Origin of the sequence: Alloalcanivorax venustensis ISO4 (assembly GCF_015356855.1) — a bacterium.
GTDB lineage: Bacteria > Pseudomonadota > Gammaproteobacteria > Pseudomonadales > Alcanivoracaceae > Alloalcanivorax > Alloalcanivorax venustensis.
In genome coordinates this window covers 70,990-91,585 of record NZ_ARXR01000006.1, presented here as the reverse complement: position 1 = coordinate 91,585, position 20,596 = coordinate 70,990, and the positions used below count along the sequence as shown (strand labels likewise).

General features: G+C 66.1%; 16 protein-coding genes and 1 tRNA gene. 13 read left to right on the top strand and 4 right to left on the bottom strand.

Annotated elements, in window-relative coordinates; genetic code table 11:
* Positions 1-7: 7 nt before the first annotated feature.
* The 12 genes from ihfA to ISO4_RS05290 all read left to right on the top strand — a co-directional run bounded on the left by ihfA (position 8) and on the right by ISO4_RS05290 (position 10,515).
* Positions 8-307 carry an integration host factor subunit alpha gene (ihfA, locus tag ISO4_RS05345; RefSeq protein ID WP_142948648.1) on the top strand — a complete coding sequence of 100 codons (300 nt, stop codon included), beginning with the start codon at positions 8-10 and terminating at the stop codon, positions 305-307.
* Positions 288-671 carry a MerR family transcriptional regulator gene (locus ISO4_RS05340; protein ID WP_142948647.1) on the top strand — a complete coding sequence of 128 codons (384 nt, stop codon included), beginning with the start codon at positions 288-290 and terminating at the stop codon, positions 669-671. Before ihfA ends, ISO4_RS05340 begins: the two co-directional genes overlap by 20 nt.
* 131 nt (positions 672-802) lie before the next feature.
* Positions 803-879: transfer RNA gene (locus tag ISO4_RS05335), tRNA-Pro, on the top strand.
* Between the two features lie 726 nt (positions 880-1,605).
* Positions 1,606-1,839 (top strand): hypothetical protein, encoded by a 234-nt coding sequence (locus ISO4_RS05330; protein ID WP_142948646.1) that lies wholly within the window; start codon positions 1,606-1,608, stop codon positions 1,837-1,839.
* Between the two features lie 69 nt (positions 1,840-1,908).
* Positions 1,909-2,595 (top strand): hypothetical protein, encoded by a 687-nt coding sequence (locus ISO4_RS05325; RefSeq protein WP_194855412.1) that lies wholly within the window; start codon positions 1,909-1,911, stop codon positions 2,593-2,595.
* A 112-nt stretch (positions 2,596-2,707) separates the two neighbouring features.
* Positions 2,708-3,352, top strand: a complete 645-nt coding sequence (locus ISO4_RS05320; RefSeq protein ID WP_142948644.1) for a hypothetical protein — start codon at positions 2,708-2,710, stop codon at positions 3,350-3,352.
* A 321-nt stretch (positions 3,353-3,673) separates the two neighbouring features.
* Complete coding sequence (locus ISO4_RS05315; protein ID WP_194855411.1) at positions 3,674-4,879, top strand: acyl-CoA dehydrogenase family protein; 1,206 nt, start codon at positions 3,674-3,676, stop codon at positions 4,877-4,879.
* A 22-nt stretch (positions 4,880-4,901) separates the two neighbouring features.
* Positions 4,902-5,984, top strand: a complete 1,083-nt coding sequence (locus tag ISO4_RS05310) for an acyl-CoA dehydrogenase family protein (RefSeq protein WP_194855410.1) — start codon at positions 4,902-4,904, stop codon at positions 5,982-5,984.
* Between the two features lie 81 nt (positions 5,985-6,065).
* Positions 6,066-8,702, top strand: a complete 2,637-nt coding sequence (locus tag ISO4_RS05305; protein ID WP_194855409.1) for an intermembrane phospholipid transport protein YdbH family protein — start codon at positions 6,066-6,068, stop codon at positions 8,700-8,702.
* A 50-nt stretch (positions 8,703-8,752) separates the two neighbouring features.
* Entirely contained in the window at positions 8,753-8,911 is a 159-nt protein-coding gene (locus ISO4_RS05300) for a YnbE family lipoprotein (protein WP_185956908.1), read from the top strand.
* Positions 8,912-8,932: 21 nt separating this feature from the next.
* Positions 8,933-9,256, top strand: a complete 324-nt coding sequence (locus ISO4_RS05295) for a YdbL family protein (protein WP_142948639.1) — start codon at positions 8,933-8,935, stop codon at positions 9,254-9,256.
* A 185-nt stretch (positions 9,257-9,441) separates the two neighbouring features.
* Positions 9,442-10,515 (top strand): OmpA family protein, encoded by a 1,074-nt coding sequence (locus tag ISO4_RS05290; RefSeq protein WP_142948638.1) that lies wholly within the window; start codon positions 9,442-9,444, stop codon positions 10,513-10,515.
* 58 nt (positions 10,516-10,573) lie between these two features.
* Here ISO4_RS05290 and recD read toward each other — a convergent pair whose 3' ends face one another.
* From recD to ISO4_RS17155, 4 genes are all read right to left on the bottom strand, one after another.
* The gene (recD, locus tag ISO4_RS05285; protein WP_194855408.1) at positions 10,574-12,478 is read right to left on the bottom strand and encodes an exodeoxyribonuclease V subunit alpha; all 1,905 of its coding nucleotides are present in this window, start codon (positions 12,476-12,478) and stop codon (positions 10,574-10,576) included.
* On the bottom strand, positions 12,468-16,121 hold the full coding sequence (recB, locus tag ISO4_RS05280; protein ID WP_194855407.1) for an exodeoxyribonuclease V subunit beta: 3,654 nt from the start codon (positions 16,119-16,121) through the stop codon (positions 12,468-12,470). Before recB ends, recD begins: the two co-directional genes overlap by 11 nt.
* A complete protein-coding gene (gene recC / locus ISO4_RS05275) occupies positions 16,118-19,507 on the bottom strand; it encodes an exodeoxyribonuclease V subunit gamma (RefSeq protein WP_194855406.1) in 3,390 nt (1,129 codons plus the stop codon). Before recC ends, recB begins: the two co-directional genes overlap by 4 nt.
* A gap of 101 nt (positions 19,508-19,608) precedes the next feature.
* Positions 19,609-19,731 carry a hypothetical protein gene (locus tag ISO4_RS17155; protein ID WP_267254079.1) on the bottom strand — a complete coding sequence of 41 codons (123 nt, stop codon included), beginning with the start codon at positions 19,729-19,731 and terminating at the stop codon, positions 19,609-19,611.
* On the opposite strand from ISO4_RS17155, the gene ISO4_RS05270 reads away from it, so the two are divergent.
* Positions 19,730-20,569, top strand: coding sequence for an aminotransferase-like domain-containing protein (locus ISO4_RS05270; protein WP_194855405.1), 840 nt, complete (start codon positions 19,730-19,732; stop codon positions 20,567-20,569). The genes ISO4_RS17155 and ISO4_RS05270 overlap by 2 nt on opposite strands.
* The last annotated feature ends 27 nt before the right edge of the window (positions 20,570-20,596 follow it).

Genomic DNA, 20,596 nt, shown 5'->3' with positions numbered 1-20,596 from the left:
ATTTCCAATGGCGTTGACCAAAGCAGATATGGCCGACCGGCTGTTCGAGGAGCTCGGTCTCAACAAGCGCGAAGCCAAGGAACTGGTGGAGATGTTCTTCGAGCAGATTCGAGACTCACTGGCCGACAACCGGCCGGTGAAGCTCTCCGGATTCGGCAACTTCGACCTGCGTGACAAAAGCGAGCGCCCCGGCCGGAACCCGAAAACCGGGGAAGAGATCCCGATCTCCGCGCGCCGCGTGGTCACCTTCCGTCCCGGGCAAAAACTGAAACAGCGGGTGGAAGACTATGCTCGAACCCAGTCATAACGACGAACTGCCGGCGATCCCCGGCAAGCGCTACTTCACCATCGGTGAGGTCAGCGAGCTGTGCGACGTCAAACCGCACGTGCTGCGCTACTGGGAGCAGGAATTCCCCCAGCTCAAACCGGTAAAGCGGCGCGGCAACCGCCGTTACTACCAGCGCCAGGACGTGCTCACCATCCGCCAGATCCGCAGTCTGCTCTACGAGCAGGGCTTCACCATCGGCGGCGCCCGTCAGCAGCTGTCCGGCGACGCCAACGCCGAGCAGTCCACCCGCTACCACCAGATGATCAAGCAGATGATCGTCGAACTGGAAGACGTGCTGGACGTGCTCAACGCGGACCGCATCAACAGCGTGCGCCATCCCTGAACGCCGTCTGCTCAAAGCCTGAGCATCCGCGCCGACCGGCGCGGATTCCGGGTTCCATCCGACCGGGGAATCCGTTATGATTCCCGCCGCTTCGCCGCACTGAACCTTCCCCTGGCGGAGCAGCACAATTTCGGGGCGTAGCGCAGCCTGGTAGCGCACTTGCATGGGGTGCAAGGGGTCGAAGGTTCGAATCCTTCCGTCCCGACCAAATAAAACGAAGAGGGTCAGTGACTTACGAGCACTGGCCCTTTTTCGTTTCTGACGCTGTTGCAAAACATTTTCAATACTGTTGCAAAACTCAGCCCGTGATATTGCTCAAATCCAGGTCGGCCACGGCCTCGGTACACACCACCTCTTCGTGATCCGCCTCGTAGTTTTTCGTCATCTTCCGCGTGCTGTGCCCGGCCAGCTTTTGCCCATCCTTGCCCGCTTTCTTGTACAGGTGCAGGCTCAGGGCGCGCAGCTCATGGAAGCCCAGCTGTTACTCCAGTGATCAGTCGGGGTAGGGGTTGGCGGCGTCCCTGGCCGCCCTGAACGCCAGGGTCAGGTACCGGTTATCGACCTGGGCGCAGCTCCGGACTGGTTTACGCGCCAATCGGGCTTCTGGTGAATTAGGATCTGGGAGTGCACATGATGTCGGCGGAGGGCTACCATCTCTTTCAGTTGGGACGTTATGGGAAGACGAACCCAGGAGATGTTACAAATACTGTATGTAAACCACGCGCCACTTGCCGTATCTGTGGTGGATGCCAATCACAATTTTATCGGGCATTGTGTTAAGACAGTCGTCGTGGCGCTAGTCCTGTGGTTCAACAGGTGCGTCACTCGTACCCTCCCCCCTTTTTTTGTCATGGTTTGCTATGCGGCTTGGCACTTTCCGCCTGGCGAGCAGCGTTATATCGTAAGGAAGTGTAATCACGAACAGGGGACTTTTGTGCAAAAGTATGATTCGGATACAACGGTGAGAGAAATCAATGAGGCCGTTGATGCCACCATTCACTCTACCCAGTTCACTGCTGAGGGCCGGTGGGTGGTGGAGGTTGAGTTGCACGACAAAAATGGAAGGAAAATTGGAGGCACGCTTGAGCTGATGGATACATCTTTCGAGACCCTTGATGCGGCTAGGAACGCCGGAGAAGCTCAAGCTAAAGCCGTGGTTCAACGTTAGCTATTTTGGAATTCGCATGTGATGCGGCCCCCTCCAACCCTGATTTGGTGTGGAGCGGTCGGATAAAGCGTGCTTACCCTAAAAATACTCGGGGGCGTGATGTCTTACTGCTTTTGCGGATCTAATATCGACTGCTGGGTGGCCTGGCTTACAAACCCTGCAACTGTTGGTTGGGTGCAAGGGATTGGTGCGTTGGCGGCTGCTGTAGTGGCGGTGGTTGTGGCTAGCCATGCGGCACAGCGTGAATCGAAGGCTAAGCGCGATGCCATCCAGAGGAACACTGAGTCGATCATACAAGTGCAGAGGTACTGTACATCGGTTATTGAGGAAGTAATCAAAGAGGCTAAAAAGGGAGGTCCAATCGGGCTTGGAAAACTTATTGCCACCCTTCGCCAGATTCAGTTCACCCATCGTCAGGTTGAGTTCCTGATGACTCAACCGACTGCCCATAAAGAAGTCGTTTTGGCTCTTTCGGGATATATGCTCCCTAGTGAGCAAGTGTGCATCGTCATTGAGGACATTCTGGAGCAGGCCAAAGCGTCGCGCGGCACATTGAGTCCCCTGGGTCTACGACCGGCCATTCCTGACCAAACGTTAGCGGTTCTGGAAGATCAGGTTGCGGTTATGAGTGCTATTATCGAGGCGATGACGATATTCTCCGTGGAGCTACGCACCAGCCAGAAAGCAAAGTTTCCGGGCATTCAGATCTCGTCGAAGGATGAGGGGCCTGAAGAAAAGAAGCTTGGCGAGGATTGAAGCTGCCTAGGAGTGATTGCGATATTTCGTGGCTTACTTCGCTTTTCAAATCCTTGAAACCTGGTGACGGAATTCGGCATGCCTCCCTGACGCTGTAGAAGAGAATGGAGTAATGGAACTGTATTGGTGTGAAGGTGACTGGAATTGCTGGGCCACGTGGTTCTGGAGTCCAGCAACCGCAGCCTGGGTTCAAGCCATCGTCGCTGGTTTGGCCATTTGGTATGCAGGTAGCAGGAGCCGGAAGACCATGCAGGATGCCGTTGATCTGTATCGGCAGAAAATTCACATGGATCATTTGGAGTCTATTGCCAGGTTTAAATCCGCACTGAGTATGGCCCGGACCGATGTGGAGACTCTTGTGGGCATCGTGCAGGAGAAGGGCGAGGTTCACCCTATCTACCTTAAGGCTGTTCGGCAGGGTTTGATTCAGACACAGAGAGTTCTCGACACTTTAGTTTTCAAGGATCTGCCCAGTACGCAGCTCGTTAGAGATGTGCTTGCTGTATCTAGGGCGGTCCAGGCCACGTCGGAGATGCTTAAGGCAATTCTCGAAAACCCGGAAATTGCCAAGCTCGATGGCTTTATCGAGGTATACAACGATATCGAAGACTATGCGCCGAAACTTCAGAAGTTCCACGTCCTTTTTGGTAACGACAGAGAGCTTTCTTGGTCGGACGTCTTTCCCGACCACACAGGGTTTGGGCATGGTCGTCCAACCACATACCGACAGCATGTTCGGAAGACCAGCGCTCAGTGAAGTATCGGGGAGCTGATTATTCGTTAACAGATTCATATAGTTTTCCAAAGCTGCTGCAAGGTGTGCCGCAAGGGCAAGGCCTGCGGTAATTCCTGCATCAGCCGTAGCTACACCTGCACGAAGCCGCCGGGGTGTGCCTGCGACGGCTGATTGCCGGCAAACCTCGTCCGTTTCGCCGAGTAGCGGCGGCGCCGGCCCCGGGTAGAGTGGGGCTGGGATGTCGTGCCTGACCGTTTCCGTCAGGGCGCCGGTGTTTAAGGCCAGTGCCTCTCAAATCCGCTGGTTCTATGCTGGCCAGCCAACGTGCTACCGGGGTGAACCATGGACCTGAAAGTACCCGAGCAGGAGCGGCATTTCCGCGAGGAAGTGCGTGCGTTCCTGAATGAATCGCTGACTCCTGAGATTCTGGAGGCGGGGCGCAAGACCACCTCGGTGTTCGCGCCGGTGAAGGAGGTGATGGCCTGGCAGCGTCTTCTGCATGCAAAGGGCTGGGCGGCGCCGCACTGGCCGAAAGAGTATGGCGGCACAGGCTGGAGTGTCGGCCAGCGCGCGGTGTTCGCCGAGGAGCTGGTGCGCGCCGAGGCGCCGCCGCTGATTCCCATGGGCTTGCAGATGTGCGGGCCCTGTCTGATCGGCTTCGGCACCGAGGAGCAGAAGGCGCATTATTTGCCGCGCATTCTTTCCGGCGAGGATATCTGGTGCCAGGGCTATTCCGAGCCCGGCGCCGGTTCCGATCTGGCGTCGCTGAAGACGTTCGCGGAGAGCGACGGCGACGACTATGTGATCAACGGCACCAAGATCTGGACCACCTACGCCCACCACGCCAACCGCATGTTCCTGTTGGTGCGCACCCGCCGCGACGGCAAGCCTCAGGCGGGCATTACCTTCCTGTTGCTGGATATGAACACGCCGGGGATCACCGTGGACCCGATTGTCGGCCTCGATGAAGTGCCGGAGCAGTGCCAGGTGTTCTTCGACAATGTGCGGGTGCCCAAGCGCAACCGGGTGGGCGAGGAGAACGACGGCTGGACGGTGGCCAAGTACCTGCTCACCTTCGAGCGCGGCGGCCAGGACTACGCGCCGGCGCTGGGCGTGCAGTTGCAGCGGCTGAAGCAGATCGCCGCGCGGCAGACCACCGCCGGCGGCGGCAGCTTGCGCGAGGATCCGGTGTGGGCGCACAAGGTGGCCGCCTGCGAAAGCGAGGTGCTGGCGCTGTCCTTTACGGAAAAGCGCATCAAGTCGGCACTGTCCGCGGGCAAGGACCCGGGCGCGCTGTCGTCGATGACCAAGATCCTCGGCACCGAGCTGCAGCAGCGGGTCACCGAGCTGGGTATCGAGACGCTGGGCAGCCAGGCGCTGGTCTGGCAGCCGCAGGCGCTGGTGCCCGGCGGTGACGAGGCGCCGCTGGGCCCGGAGTACGCGCTCACCGCCATGGCGTCCTATCTGAACGCGCGGGCCTGTTCCATTTACGGCGGGTCCAACGAGGTGCAGCGGGGCATTATCGCCAAGGCGGTACTGGGCCTGTGACGGCGACGGAAGGAGAACGAGGATGAATTTTTCGCTGAGCGATGAGCAGCAAATGCTGGCCGACAGCGCGCGCCGTTTTGTGCAGGGCGGCTACCAGCCGGAAGCCCTGTGGCGTCAGTTCGCTGAACTGGGATGGCTGGCGCTGCCGTTCGATGAGGACGACGGCGGCCTGGGCGCCGGCCTGGTGGAAACCATGGTGCTGCTGGAAGAACTGGGTCGCGGCGGGGTGACCACGCCTTACCTGGCCACGGTGGTGTTGGGCGGCGGCATCCTGCGCCGCGCCGACGCGGCCTGCCGTGCCCGCTATCTGCCGGACCTGATGGCGGGCGACTTGCAGCTGGCGTTGGCGGTGGACGAACAGGAGCGTGTGTTCGCGCCGGAAAACACCGCGCTGCAAGCCTGCGAGGAGGGCGGCGGCTTCGTTTTGAACGGTCGCAAGACCGTGGTGCTTAACGGCGATCAGGCGGACCGTATTCTGGTACTGGCACGCACCGGCGGCGAGCCCGGCGATCAGCGCGGCCTGTCGTTGTTCCTGCTCGACCCGGGCAGCCCGGGCGTGACGCTGACGCCGCACCGTCTGGTGGACGGCCACCGGGCGGCCCGGCTGCAGCTCGATGGGGTCCGGTTGTCCGCCGACGCATTGATCTTCGAGAAAGACGCCGCCTTCGAACCGGTCCGCCAAGTACTGGACGAAGCCATTCTCGCCCTGGGGGCGGAAGCCGTGGGCGCGCTCTCCGTGCTGCTGGACGACACCGTGGAATACAGCAAAACCCGCAAGCAGTTCGGCGTGCCGATCGGCAGCTTCCAGGTGCTGCAGCACCGCATGGCGGACATGTTCATGGCCCTGGAGCAGACCCGCTCGCTGCTGTTGGCCGCCACCCTGAAGACGCTGGAAGGCCACGACGACGCCCGCCAGGCGGTGCACGCGCTGAAGGCCCGCATCGGTGGCGCCGGCCGGCATATCGCCCAGGAAGCGGTGCAGCTGCACGGCGGCATGGGCATGACCGACGAGCTGGCGGTGGGGCGTTACTTTAAGCGCATCACCGCCATGGACGGCCTGTTCGGTGGCGCCGACCAGCATCTGGCCGCGTTCGCCCGCGGTTGAGTCGCAAAGGCCTGTATTTCCGAGCGTGAAACCGCCATCCTTTCCCTTTACTGCTGACCAGGGAAAAAGGTCGAATTGTTGATGGCGAAACGGTTTCCCGGCAAGCGGCTGATCTGGCTGCTGCCGCTTGTGATCGCGGCGGGCCTGTTGCTGGCCGTGCTGGTCGCCGCCCTGGCGATACGGTTGGCCGGCTGGCACTGGCAGGGCCCGGGCTGGCGCGACGGCCTGACCCTGGACGCGGTCTGGCAAGAAACAGACGGTTGCCGGCCCTTGGAAGCCCGCGGCGTGCGCTTGTCGGCGCTGCGCCCGCTCACCCTGGGCATCGACACCCTGGGCATTCACGCCTGCCCCGACGACGCCGATACGGCGCCGGACGGCCTCACCGACATCCCTTCCTTACCGGCCCTGGAGGTCACCGTGTGGGCGGTGCAGTACCGCGATCTGCCACCGGTGATGGTCAACCTGTCTCAGCGCGACGGCGCCTGGCGGGCGCGGGCCGAGTTCCGCGACAGCCGGCTCAGTGCCGAGTACCGCCGCAGCAGCGGCCGCTGGCGGGTGGACGGCACCCTGCAAGGCGGCCATCTGGACCAGCGCCTGGCCGGCGAGGTGCGGGTGCAGGGCGACGGCCTGTGGTGGCCCGGGGACTGGACCGACCCGGAACACTTCACTGGCGAGCTGGTGCTGCTGGGCCGGGACCTGGGTCTGGAAACCCCCGGGCCGCGCGGCAACGTCACCGTGCGCGGCCAATGGCAGGGCGACGCCTGGCGGCTGCGCGCCGGCCTGGACGAGCCGCTGGCGGTGGGCGCCGGCTGGGTGGTGAGCCCCGGCGAGGACCTGCAGGCCCGTGGCGAAGGCGCGGCGCTGGTGCGGGCGGACGGCCGCTTGGTGGCCAACGGCCCCCAGGGGCGGGCGGCTCTGTCGTTGAGCAGCGACGCGGCGCGGCTGGGCGAAGGGCAGGGCAGCCTGTCGCTCAGCGAGGGGCTTGATGGCGAGGTGGCGTTCCGCTGGCGGGACGGTGAGGTTACGGTGTCGCCGTTCCAGGTCAGCGGGCTGGCCGAGGACCTGACGGTGCGCCTGCGCGAGCCGGTCACCGCGCCGCTGGCGATGCAGGGCCAGGCCAGCCTGCCGCTGTCGCTGGTCTGGCGGGAGCTCACTCTGGAAACCACGGAAAGCGGCCTGGCCTGGCGGCCCAATGATCTGCAGTGGCGCGGCGCCGTCACCGTGGACGGGCGCTGGCAGGGCTACCGGGTCAGCGGCGGCTGGACCGGCGACGCCGGCCCCACCGGGGTGCGCGGCGAGCCGGCCCGGCTGCGCCTCCAATCCACCGATCTGGACGTGACGGCGCGCTTGCCGGTGGACGGCCTGCGCCCGCCACAGTGGCCGTTCCAGGCCAGCGTGGAGGGCCGCTACCAGAGCGTGCCGTTCCGGGGCCAGCTGAGCGGCGCGCTCGACGAGGGCGTCTGGGCGGGCCGGATCCAGGCCAGCGGCGAACACTTCTACAGCCTGGTGCCGACGCTCGGTCAGGGCGGGCCGGTCACCGCCGAGGGCCGCTGGCGCTGGGGTGACAGCCTGAGCCTGCTGGCCGGTAGTCGGCTGTCCGTGGGCGGTACGGTGAGCGGTACGCGCCTGGTCAAACCGCTTACCCTGCGCGTCAGCGAGCCGCTGGTGATCGGCGAGGGCGGGCCCACCGGCGCCCTGGAAGTGCGCGCCGAAGGCCTGGTGGCGGAGCGCTGGACCCTGCCGCCGGTGACCGGCAGTGCCCGGCTCAACGGCGCCGCCTTCCAGGCGGACCTCTCGGTGGACCAGTGGGGCACCCGGCTGTCCATGCGCGGCCGCCAGGGCGGCACCGGGCTGAGCGGCACGCTGCAGGGCCGCTCGCCGCTGGTGCCGGCGATGAGCCGCGGGCTGCCACTGACCACCCGCGCCGGCGACCTGGTGATGGACGGTCGCTGGCAGTGGCGCGACGCCTTCCAGGTCGACGGCACCCTGCGCGGCGAAGGGCTGTCACTGGATTGGGGCAGCATCCAGGCGCGTGGCCTGGACGCGGATCTGGCGCTGGACTGGCGCCAGGGGCAGGCGCCGAACATCCGCAGCCGCGCGCCGCTGACCCTGGCCAACCTGGACGTGGGCGTGCCGGTTACCGAGGTGCGCATGGGCGTGGACACCGATCTGGATCAGTGGCGTTTTGAAAAGATCAGCGCGCAACTGCTGGGCGGTGAAGTGCGCGCGCCCCGTTTGCGGTGGCCGTCGTCGGAGTGGCAGCCGGTGGTACTGACCGGCATCGAGCTGAATCAGTTGGCGGCGTTGCAGAACGAGGCGGTGGTCAGTCTTACCGGCGAGGTGGGTGGCTACATTCCGCTGCGCCTGGCCGCCGACAGCGTGGCGGTGCGCGACGGCCGGCTGGCCAACGAGACACCGCTGTCGCTGGCGTTGTTGCCGGCGGCGGGCACCCAGGCGATGGCGGAATCCAACCGGGCGGTATCGATCGCTCTGGAGGCGCTCAACCCGCTGCGCGTGGAGCGTTTCAGCGCGGAAGTGGATATGGCCGACGACGGCTGGCTGGACGCCGCCGTGCACATTCGCGGCACCAATCCGCAACGAAACGGGCTGCCGGTGGTCTTTAATTACACCCACAAGGAAAATGTGCTAGAGCTATTACGCAGTTTACGCATCGGTGAACGAATCACCGACAGAGTGATGACGGAGACCAGACCATGACAGACCGGATCAACGGACACCGGAGCGCGGGCCTGCTGGCCCTGGCGCTGATGGTGCCTCTGGCCGTTGCCTGCACGCCGCGGGTGGCGCTGGAAGCCCCCAAGGAGCCGATCACGATCAACCTCAACGTTAAGATCGATCATGAAATCCGTCTTAAGGTCGAGAAGGATATTGACGACCTGTTCAGTGAAGACAGCGAGTTGTTCTAGGGTAGGGATCAGGAGATAAACATGACATTCATTCGACACCTGCTGTTCGCGGTCACCCTGGTTTTCGCCGGCGCGGCGTTTGCCCTGGACCTGGACAGCGCGAAAAGCCAGGGCCTGGTGGGCGAGCAGCCGAACGGCTACCTGGGCGTGGTCAAGGCCACTTCGGAAGCGGTGGAGCTGGTCTCCGACGTGAACGAAAAACGCCGTGAGGCGTATCAGCGCATCGCCCGGGAAAACGGTATCAGCCTGGAGCAGGTCGCCAATCTGGCCGGCCAGAAAGCGATCGAGAAAACCCCATCCGGCGAATATGTGAAGACCCCCACCGGGCAGTGGGTGACCAAATAAAAGGTTTCCCAAAGCAGGCGCCCGGTTAAGGGGTTTGAACGTCCGGTAACACCGGGAAACAGGATTGTAATAACGGCGTAAAATCCGCTTGGATTTTCGAAACTGTTTACGTTTTCCCATCCCCAAGCTGCCCTTTGCGGCTCAGAATTGCTGATGTTCAGCACTGATTCGCAAAGGAGCTTGCCATGAAGAAGTCAATGATGACCGCGGTGCTTGCGTCACCGCTTCTGTTTTCCCCCGCGTTCGCCGATGAAAACGTGCCGGATACCTACGGGTACATCGGCGGGCACGTCAGCCAGTATTTTTTCTACGATAACGAAGTGACCGGGGACGTGGATGGTTTCGACGACTCCGAGTTCTTCGGCGGCCAGATCGGCTGGCGCTTCAGCCCGCGCTGGTCGGTGCAGGCCTGGTACGAAGAAAACGACGAGGTCGAGCATAAATACACCGACCGCGAATCCGATGTGGTCAACTACTACGCCAGCCTGCGTCACCATTTCGATGAAACCAGCCTGCTCGGTTTCGAGCCCTACATGGGTTTGAACGTGGGCACCCAGGAAATCAACGACAACGAAGAAACCATGAGCGGCGTGGAGATGGGCATCCAGCGCGCCTTCTTCAAAAACGTGCTGCTTGATCTGGGTACGCGGCACGCCTACAGCAGCGACCGGGAATTCTGGGAAGGCCAGGTCTACGCCGGCGTAAACCTGATGTTCGCGGTCAGTGGCCGCGAGTCCGACAGCGAGCCGCGCACCGCCGTGGACGAACCCGCCGAGGTGGTCAGCAAGGACAGCGACGGCGACGGCGTCATCGACGCCCGCGACGATTGCCCCGGCACCGCGCCGAACGCGGTGGTCGACGACCGTGGTTGTCAGGTCTACGACGTCCGTCGGGAAGAGACCATCAAAACCATCTACTTCGAGTTCGACCAGTCCGATATCCGTGACCAGTTCAACAACGAAGTGCGCAGCGCCGCCGAGAAAGTACGCGACGGCGACGGCAACCGCATCCGCGTCGAGGGCCACACCGACAGCATCGGCACCGAGGAGTACAACCAGGGCCTGTCCGAGCGGCGCGCCAACTCGGTCCGTGATGAGCTGATCCAGGAGTACCAGGTGGAGAGCGGCGTGATCGACACCCAGGGCTACGGCGAACGCCGTCCGGTGGCGCCCAACGACACCGCCGAAGGCCGCGAGCAGAACCGCCGCGCCGACATCGTGGTGGAGAGCGAAGAGAAGGAAGCGCAATTCAAGGAGTGATTCAGCTGCCTTGCTCAGCGAACCCATGGGGCGGCTTTTGCCGCCCCTTTTTTATGGTTTAGCGGTTCAGCTTTTGCCATAGGCCTGAAGCGCGCCAAGTTCGCCTCCGCACCGCGTCGGCCAGCACGGTGGGCGGGCCGTGCTCGATCAGGGTGAAAGCTTGTTTAGCGCGGGTCACGGCGGTGTAGATCAGCTCCCGGGTCAGCAACGGATGGGGGTGGTCCGGCAGCACCAGCAGGGTGTGGCCGAACTCCGAGCCCTGGGCCTTGTGCACGGTCATGGCGTAGACGGTGTCGGCGCTGTCCAGGCGGCTCGGCAGCACCCACTTGATGCGCCCGTCAGGCAGCTGGAACGCCACCCGCAGGCCGTCCGGGTGGGGCAATGTCAGGCCCACGTCGCCGTTCATCAGGCCCAGTTGGTAGTCGTTGCGGGTCATCATCACCGGCCGGCCCGGATACCAGTCGTGGTCCCCCGCCAGACCTTCGCGGCGCAGGCGCTCGGTGATCGACCGGTTCAGCGCGTCCACGCCGAAGGGGCCGCTGCGCAGGCCGCTGAGCAGTTGCTGGCCGGTGAGCTGGCGCAGCCGTTGCGCGGCCCAGCTGTCGGGCTGGCCGTCAGCCGGCGGCGTGGCGACGTCGGCGAACAGGGCGCGCAGGCCGGGGTGCTGGCCGTCGCCGTCCAGCAGCAGGTCGGTGAGCGCGTCAGTTTCTTCACCGAGGGACAGGCCGCGCAGGCCGGGCCGCTGCTGCTGGAACACCCGCGCCACCGCCGCCGGGTCGCCGCCGTTCACCGCCAACGCCAGCTCACCGATGCCCGGCGTGTCCTTGAACCGCCAGTTGGTGCGCAGCATGGCGGTCTGCTGGGCGAGGGCGGCGCCGTCGCCGGCCCAGGGGCTGACGTCGGCGCCGCAGGCCTGGCGCAGGTAGGCCACCGTGTCCGGGGTGTACAGGCCCTGGTCCGCGTCGCGGCACAGGTCGCCCATCACCGCGCCGGCTTCCACACTGGCCAGCTGGTCCTTGTCGCCGAGCAGAATCAGCCGGGTATGTTGATCCAGCGCGTCCAGCAGGCTGGCCATCATGTCCATGTCGATCATGCTGGCTTCGTCCACCACCACCAGGTCCGCGTGCAGCGGGTTGTCGCGGTGATGCCGGAAGTGGCGGCTGTCCGGGCGGGTGCCGAGCAGCCGGTGCAGGGTGGTCACCTCGGTGGGGATGGCGTCGCGCACCGCCGCGTCCACCGGCAGCTTTTGCAGCTGCTCGCCGATCGATTCGGTGAGCCGCGCCGCCGCCTTGCCGGTGGGCGCCGCCAGCCGCATGCGCAGGCGCCGGCCGTCCGCCATGGCCAGGCTCTGCAGCACGCCCAGCAGGCGCACCACGGTGGTGGTTTTGCCGGTGCCCGGGCCGCCGGTGATGATGCCGATGCCGCCACGCACCGCCAGCGCGCAGGCCACCTGCTGCCAGTCGGTGTGCGCCCCGTCGCCGCCGGGGAACAGCCTGGCCAGGGCCGCGCGCAGCGCGTCCACCGGCACCGGTTCGCCGCCCGCCAGGCGCGCCTCGATGGCCTCGGCCACCGCCTGCTCCCGGGACCAGTTGCGGCGCAAATAAAGCCGGTCGCCGTCCAGCACCAGGGGGGTGCCGCCGTTCTCGCTGACCAGCGCACTCTGTTGTAAGTGCCGAAGCCAGTTGTCCACGCCGCCGGGCAACAGGGCGGTGAGCGCCGGCGGCGGATTGCTGCCCCACAGCTGGGTGGGCAGATCCCGGTTGTTCAGGTCCAGGCACAGGTGGCCGCTGGCCTGCTGGTTGCTGGTGAAGGCGGCGAGCAGCAGGACTTCGTTGCCGGCCTCGGCGCATTGCTGCTGCAGGAAGCGGGCCACCGCCACGTCCAGATCGCGGAGCAGGCCCTGGTCGCGCAGCTGCGCCAGCGCGTCCTGCCAGTCGAGCGTGGCGAACAAATCAGTTTGCATGGGCGCCTCCGAACTGCGCATCCAGCGCTTCAATCAGGGCGGTATCCGGCCGGTCGAACACGGTGCCCGCCGCCGGGCCCCGCAGGCCGCGCAGGAACACATAGACGGCGCCGCCCAGGTGCTGCTCCGGGTCATAGCCGTCGCCGAGGCGGCTGCGCAGCAGGCGGTGCAGGGCGAGCAGATAGAGCACGTACTGCACCTCGTAGCGTTTCTCCAGCACCGCGTCGGTCATCGCGTCCCGGGTGTAGGCCTGGTCGTCGGCGCCCAGCCAGTTGGATTTGTAGTCCAGCACGTAGTATTTGCCGTCGTGCTCGAACACCAGATCGATAAAGCCTTTCAGCATGCCGTTGAGGGTGTCCGCTTCCAGCCGTGGGCGTGGATGCTGCGGATGAATATGCCGGCGGATCAGGGCGTCCATCTCCGCCACCTTGACCCGGTGGGCGGGGAACACGAATTCCAGTTCCGGCACATAGGTGTTCAGCGTCGCCAGGCTGATGCGCCCCTCGGCCAGCGGCAGCTCGGCCCTGAGGGTTTGTTTCCACCAGTCACGGATCACGTCGCTGTGGTCCTGCCAGCCCCGGGCGCGCAGCTTTTCTTCCAGGTTGAGATCGAAGTCGGCGGGCTCGGCCAGGGTCTGAGCAAAGCGCTGGTCGGCGGCCTGCTCAAGCAGGTCGTGCAGCAGGGTGCCGGGCGCGGCGCCGCGCGGGAAGGCGTGGATGCTGTCCGGCCGTGGCGGCTGGTCCACGTCCGCCGGGTCGCTGTCCTCGTTGTGCTGTTCCGCCAGTTGATCGCCGCGCGGATCCGCCGGGGCCAGGGTTTCCTGAACCTGTTTCAGCGCGCTGTAGCTGGCGATCCACCAGGGCTCCCGCTGCCGGGCCGGAAGCCGCAGCTCGTCGCTGAGCGTCATGGCCTGTTCCGTGGGCCGGTAGACCTCCAGGTCGCTGTCCGGCGGGGCCATCACGGTGATGGCGTCGCAGGCCAGCGGTGCCAGCGCCGCCATCAGGCCGTCGTTGGCGACGCCGCGGCCGAACAGCAGACGCCCCACGGCGCTGCGTTCCAGCTGGTTCTGTTTGCCGCGCCCCTTGATGTAGGGCGCCAGGCCCAGGGTGCAGACGTGGCGGGCGCGGGTCAGCGCCACATAGAGCAGGCGCATGTCCTCGGCCAGCCGCTCGTGGTCGGCCTTGTGCTCGACGCTGTCGTCCGGCTCCAGGGACACATTGAGGTGGTCGTTCTCGTGGTAGCGCAGCGGCGGCTTGTTCTTGTCCGCCGGGCGGAAGCCGCAGATAAAGGGCAGGTACACCAGCGGGTATTCCAGGCCCTTGGACTTGTGGATGGTGATCACCTTGACCCGGTCGTCGTCGCTTTCCAGGCGCAGGATGCTCTCCTTGCTGCCGGAGCGCTGCTCTTCCACGGCGCTCTCCACCGCGTCTTCCAGATAGCGGATCAGCGACTGCTCGCCGTCCAGGCGGGTGGCGGCCTGCTGCAGCAGCTCGGCCAGGTGCAGCAGGTTGGTCAGGGCGCGCTCGCCGTCCAGGCTCTGGCTGAGCCGGGCGGGCACCTGGAACTCCATCAGCAGGCCGCGCAGCATTGGCAGCACGCCCTGGGTGCGCCACTGGTGGCGGTAGCCGTGGAACTGCTCCACGGTCTTTTCCCAGCGCACCTCGTCCTGGTTGAGCGCGTCCAGCTCTGCGTAGGCCAGGTCGAGCACCGAGCAGGCCAGGGCGCTGCGCACCCGGCTGTCGGATTCCGGCGCCGCGCAGGCGTGCAGAATCAGCAGCAGGTCGAAGGCTTCCGGCTGGGCGAACACGGAATCCTGATCGGACAAATAAACGCTGCGCACCTGGCGTTCCATCAGCGCGTCGCGCACCGCCTTGGCCTCAATGCGGTCGCGCACCAGGATGGCGATGTCGTTGGGGTGCAGCGGGGTGAAGCCGTCGCCGTCGCGGAAGCCGGTGACGCCCTGTTCCGCGCCGTTGAGCAGGTGGGCGATGTGGTTGGCGCAGCGGGCCGCCTGCTCTTCGCGATAGGGGCCGGCGCTCACCGGTTTGTCCCGGTCCTCCACCCACAGGGTGACGCCGGCCTTGGGCGCACCGTCCACCAGCAGCTCTTCCTTGCGCCCCTGGGCTTTCACCGTCTCGAAGGGGATGGCGTTGTCCATCATGAAGACATCGCCGAACGCCTCCTGACTGTAGGTGAACAAATGGTTCACCGCCTCCACCATGGCCTCGGCGGAGCGGAAGTTCTTGTCCAGGGTGTAGTGGTTGCCTTCGGTGGCGCGGCGCGCTTTCAGATAGGTGAAGACGTCGGCGCCCCGGAAGGCGTAGATCGCCTGCTTGGGGTCGCCGATCATAAACCAGCCGGTGCGCTTGTCAGCCAAGTCCGCCTCGCGGCCCCCGTACAGCGCCGAGAAAATCCCGTACTGGGTGGGGTCGGTGTCCTGGAATTCGTCGATCAGCGCCACCGGGAACTGGGTGCGGATCACCTCGGCGAGCCGCTCGCCGTTGTCGCCGTGCAGGGCATCGTGCAGGCGGCTGAGCATGTCGTCGAAGCCGATGGTGGCGGTCTGGCGGCGCACCTTGTCCACCCGCTGATGAATCCAGGCGGCGGCGTGGGCGAGCAGATCCGTGCGCGGCAGGCGGGTGTTGGCGCGCCCTTCCATGACCGCGTCCAGGGCCTGGCAGAAAGCGAAGTCCGGTCGGTGGGCCTGGCCCGCCTTGGTGAGCTTCATGCCGTCGTGGGAAAACTTCGCCAGCGTCTCGTAGCCCTTGTCGTTCAGTCGCTCGCCGTTGGCGTAACGCTGCAGGGTCTGCAGCATGCCCGGCAGGCTGTTAGTGCGGTAGCTGTTGCCGTTGAGCCATTTGTTGTCGCGCGCGGCGCGCACCCATTCCAGAAAGTCCGGCAGTTCGGCGGCCAGCTGTTGCCGCGCCCGCTGCTCCGTGTCCGCCTGCGGGCCGGTGAGCGTGAGCCAGTGGCGCACGCTTTGCGGCAGCACGTCCGGGTCCGCTTCGCGCAGGCCCAGCAGCGGGCGGCAGGCGGCCAGCAGGGCGTCCGGGTTGCCCAGGTTGTCGCTTTGCAGGGCATTGGCGGCGCTGACCGGGAAATCGGCGATCACGGTGCGCCAGTAATCGCGGGCGGCCTGCTGCTGCTCGTCGCTGGCGTCCTCCTGCAGTTCCAGGCTGAACAGGCTGCCGGAATCGAAGGCGTGCTGCTTGAGCATGCGGTTGCAGAAGCCGTGGATGGTGTAGACGGCGGCTTCGTCCATCCATTGCGCGGCGGCCTCCAGACGCTGGGCGCAGCGGGCGCGTTGCTCGGGTTCGCGGTAATCGTTGAGCAGCTCGGCGAGCACCGGGTCGCTGGCTTCGGCGTCAGGGTCGGCGAACAGGCGGGCGGCTTCGGCGAGGCGGTGGCGGATACGCTCGCGCAGTTCCTCGGTGGCCGCTTCGGTGAAGGTCACCACCAGGATTTCCGGCGGCAGCAGCGGCCGGTGGAAGGCGTTGTTGTGGTCCCCGTCGTCGCCGTGGCCCAGCACCAGGCGCAGGTAGAGGGCGGCCAGGGTAAAGGTCTTGCCGGTGCCGGCGCTGGCCTCGATCAGCCGGGTGCCGTGCAGCGGGAAGGTGATCGGCAGCGGTCGTTCAGCGTTCATGCCGGCTCCCCCGGTTCGTGCCATTGGGCGTGCGCGTACAGCGGCGCGTAGAGCTGCCCGGTCCAGTATTCGAAGGCGCTGAGGTCGCCGTGGCGGGGCGCGAGCAGGGCGTCGAAGCCGGTCCAGGCGCGCGCCAGGGCCGGCTCTTTTTCCTGTTCGCCGGTGTGCATGAAGCCGGATTCGAACTGCTTGCGGGCCTCGTATTCGCCGTTGTCCTTCTCCTCCCCCTTGAGCCAGGCGAACGCGGTGGCGCAGGCGATGGGCAGCGGCTCACACAGGGCCTGGCGCCAGGCCTGGCCGATGCGGTCCAGGTGCTGCTGGGCGGCGTCGCGGGCCAGCGGCGGCAGGGTCAGGCGGCCGTCCTGGCCCTGAAGGTGCGTGGTCAGTGGGTGGCCGGCGGCGCAGGCGGCCAGGTGCAGGGTCCACTCCGGGGTGACCTTGTCGAAGCGGTCCTTGAGGCGGCCGGTGTGCAGCACCAGCCGCCGCGGGTCGGCGTTGCTGCCGCGCAGGTCGGTGAGCCAGTCCTCGATCAGCAGCGGCCCCGCCTGCAGGCGGATTTCCTGCTGCGCCCGCCGTTCCCCGCATTCGGCCAGCAGGGCGAAGTACTGCGCCAGCGGCTGGGACAGCGGCATCAACAGGCTGTCGCGGCTGCCTTCGGTGAACGGCGCCAGGGGCAGGTCGCCGCTGCCGGCGAGCCGGTCCAGGCCGGCGGCCATGGCGGCGTCGGCCTGGTCGGGGCCGGCGCGCAGGGCCTCGCTGAGCAGTTGATCCTGCAGCTGGAAGCGTTGCAGACCGTCGAAGGCGAACGGCTCGGTGTCGTCCAGCACGCGGCGTTCCTGTCGGAGCCGGGCTTTCAGACGGTGCTCGAAAAAGTGCGCCACCGGCTGCTTGAGAAAGCGGCCCAGGGCGGCGCAGGTGACCGGCTCGCCGGTTTCCAGCGGCGCCAGCGGCTGTTCATTGCGCGCCCGGGGCGCGTCGCCCTGGTGCAGGGCGCGCCATTCGTTGGCGTAGGTGTGCAGCCGGTCATCGTCGGCGTCGAAATAGTCCGGGCTGAACGGCTGCAGCGGGTGCGCCACGGTGAGGGCGTCCACCGGTTCGCCCCGGTCCACGCGCCAGCGCTGGTTGATGTGGTCGCGCAGTTGCGCCACCAGCACCGAAGGCGGGCGTTCGCTGTTGTCGCGCACGTTGCGGCCGGTCCAGCTGATGTAGAGGCTGTCGCGGGCGCTGAGCAGGGCCTCCAGGAACAGGTAGCGGTCGTCGTCGCGGCGCGAGCGGTCGCCGGGCCGGTAGTTGCCCCATTGGCGCATCAGGTCGAAATCCATGGGCTGCTGCTGACGCGGGTAGTCGCCGTCCTTCATGCCCAGCAGGCACACATGGCGGAACGGGATAGCGCGCATCGGCATCAACGTGCAGAAGTTGATGCGCCCGGCCATGAACCGCTGCGACAGGCTTTCCGCGTTGAGGGCGTCGAGCAGCGGCCGGCGCGCCACGGTGAGCGGCAGCGGGCTGTCGAAATCCGCTTCGTCGCAGGCGGCGATCCAGTCGTTGAGGGCGTCGCGCAGGCCCGCGTCCAGGTTCTGGTCCGCTTCGTCCACGGGCAGGAACAGATCGTCGAGCAGGGCGGTGAAGCGCTCTCGCCAGTCGCGGGCGCCGCCGTCACGGCGGCATTGGCGCCAGTGGTGTTCCAGGGTGTCGAGCAGGCGCGCCAGGCGCCCGGCCAGCTCGGCGCCCAGGCCGGCCACTTCGTCCAGCGGCTCGATGCCCATCCAGGCCGGGCCGTCGCCGAGCAGGTAGCCGGCCAGCATGCGTTTCAGCCCGAACGCCCAGCTGTTCTGCTCGAAGCCGGGCACCTCCAGGGTTTCCCGTTGTTCGCTGTTCAGGCCCCAGCGGATGCGCGCCTGGTCGATCCAGCGGGCCAGCTGCGGCAGGTCGCTCTCGTCGATGCCGAAGCGCTCGCGCACGGCCGGCACGTCCAGCAGGTCGAGGATGTCGGTGGCGGTGAAGCGCCACTGCGGCAGATGCAACAGCGACTCCACCGCCTGGGCCAGCGGCGAGGCGGCGCCGGCGCTGCGATCGCTGAGCGTGTAGGGCAGGTAGCGCGGGTCGTCCCGCTCCAGGCGGCCGAACACGGCGTCGATGTGCGGCGCATAGGCTTCGATGTCCGGCACCATGACGATCACGTCGCGGGGCTGCAGGTCCGGGTCGGCGCTGAAGCGGTCCAGCAGCTCGTCCTGCAGAATCTCCACCTCCCGCTGGGCGCTGTGGCCGATGCGGAAGCGCAGAGAGCCGTCCGCCGCCAGCGGCGGCTGTTCTCCGGGGGGCGGCAGCGGCTCCAGGTCGAGAATGTCCTGCTGCAACCGTTGCAGCAGGGTGCGCGGCTCCAGGTTCTCGAACAGATCGATCTGGTTCTGAAAGGCGCTGCGGTAACTGTCCGGGTCGTCGTGGTCGTAGAGCAGGCCGATAAAATCGCGGCCCTGCTTGCCCCAGGCGGCGAGCAGCGGATTGATCGGGTTGTCCGGCAACGCGGTGAGGTGACGTTTGCGGTTGTCGAGCTGACGGCGCAGCAGCTGTTTGTCCTCGACGATGTCGGCCCAGTAATGCTGGCAGGGGTTCTGCACCAGCATCAGGATCTGGCAGTGGCGGCTGAGCGCCGCCAGGGCTTCCAGTGCCTGCTGGGGCAGGGCGCTGATGCCGAAAATGATCAGCCGGCGCGGCAGCCCCGCCGGCGGCGTATCCTGTTGCAGAGTGTCCTGTTGCAGGGTGTCGACGAAGGCCCGGTGAATGGCGCTGCGGCTGAGCCCCTGTTTGTCCGCCTCCATGTCCGCGAGCAGGGCGCGCCACAAATGCGCCTGCCACAGCTGGCTGGCGGGGAAGTCGTCGAAGCGGTCGCGGTCCTCGGCGCGGCGCAGCCGGTCGTCGCCCCGTTCCCAGTCCGCCAGCCAGTCGGCCCGGTAGACCTGGTAGGCGTCGAACAGATCCGCCAGCCGTTCCGCCAACTGGTGGCGTTTGCGGCCGTCCACGTCGTCGGCCAGGAAGTGGCGCAGCGGACCGAAATGGGGGGCGTCGAGCAGGGTGGGCAGCAGCCGGTACAGGCGCCACAGCAGCCGCGACTTGTCGAACGGCGAGGTGCGTGGCACCCGGTCTTCACCGAGCGCGGTGCGGTAGGCGCTCCACAGAAAGCGGGCGGGCATCTGGAACTGGAAACCGGCGCTGATGCCCAGCGCCCCGGCCAGCTGCAATTTCAGCCACTGGGCCATGCCGTTGGACTGGACCAGGAAGATCTCCTCGTCCAGCGGCGCCAGCGGGTGTTGCCGCAGCCAGTCCGCCACCAGCTCGGTGAGCGTCTCCAGCCGGTTGCCGTGCAACACCATGAAACCGTTGTGCATCGCCGCCTTCCCCTGAGCATCCCGTATCCACGGCCCGGGCGGGCCGCCCGCCAAGCCTAAGCGACTCACCCGCAAAGAAAAAGTGCCGGCTGCCGCGGCGGTTACATAACGCTCAGCCACCACTGCGGCGGGGTCGCCGCGGGCGCCGGCAGCGGTGGCGCGTCGGCGCTGAAAAAGACCGGATACAGCAGCGCCAGCAGCAACACCGCCATCGCCCTGCGCATGCTGACCCGGCCGGGCGACACCGTGGCCATTGAGTCGCCCACCTACTACGGCCTGCTGCAGGTGATCGAATCCCTCGGCCTCAAGGCCCTGGAGATTCCCACCGACCCGATCCAGGGCCTGTCCCTGGAGGCGCTCACGCTGGCGTTGGAGCGCTGGCCGGTGGCCGCCTGCGTGATGGTGCCCAACTTCTCGAATCCGCTGGGCACGCGCATGCCGGACAGCCGCAAACAGGCGCTGCTGCGTCTGCTGACGGACCACGACGTGCCGCTGGTGGAGGATGACATCTACGGCGACCTGTCGCTCAGCGGCACGCGCCCGCTGCCCATCAAGGCCTGGGACCGGGACGGCCTGGTGTACTACTGCTCGTCGTGCTCGAAGACCTTGTCGGCGGGGATGCGCGTGGGCTGGCTGGTGCCCGGGCGGGATTTTCAACGGGCGCAGTATCTGCAGTTCATCAATACGGTGTCGGTGGCCACGCCGTCACAACTGGCGCTGGCGCATTTCCTGGAAAAGGGTCACTACGACCGTTATCTGCGGCGGGTGAGAAGCTTGCACGCCAAGGCGGTGGCGCGCATGACCGACCGGGTCACCGAGCTGTTTCCCACGAAGACCCGGGTCAGCCGGCCCGAGGGCGGTTTCGTGCTGTGGCTGGAACTGCCCGGCCGGGTGAACACCACCGAGCTGGCGGAGCGGGCCCTGGACGCGGGTGTGAACTTCGCGCCGGGGGCGCTGTTTTCCGCCTCCGGCAAGTTCGATCACTGTTTGCGTTTGAATTGCGCGGTGCGCTGGGACAACCGGGTGGAGCGGGCGCTGACGCGGCTGGCCGCGCTGCTTTGAGCGTCGACCGGCCGCTGCCGCGCCTGA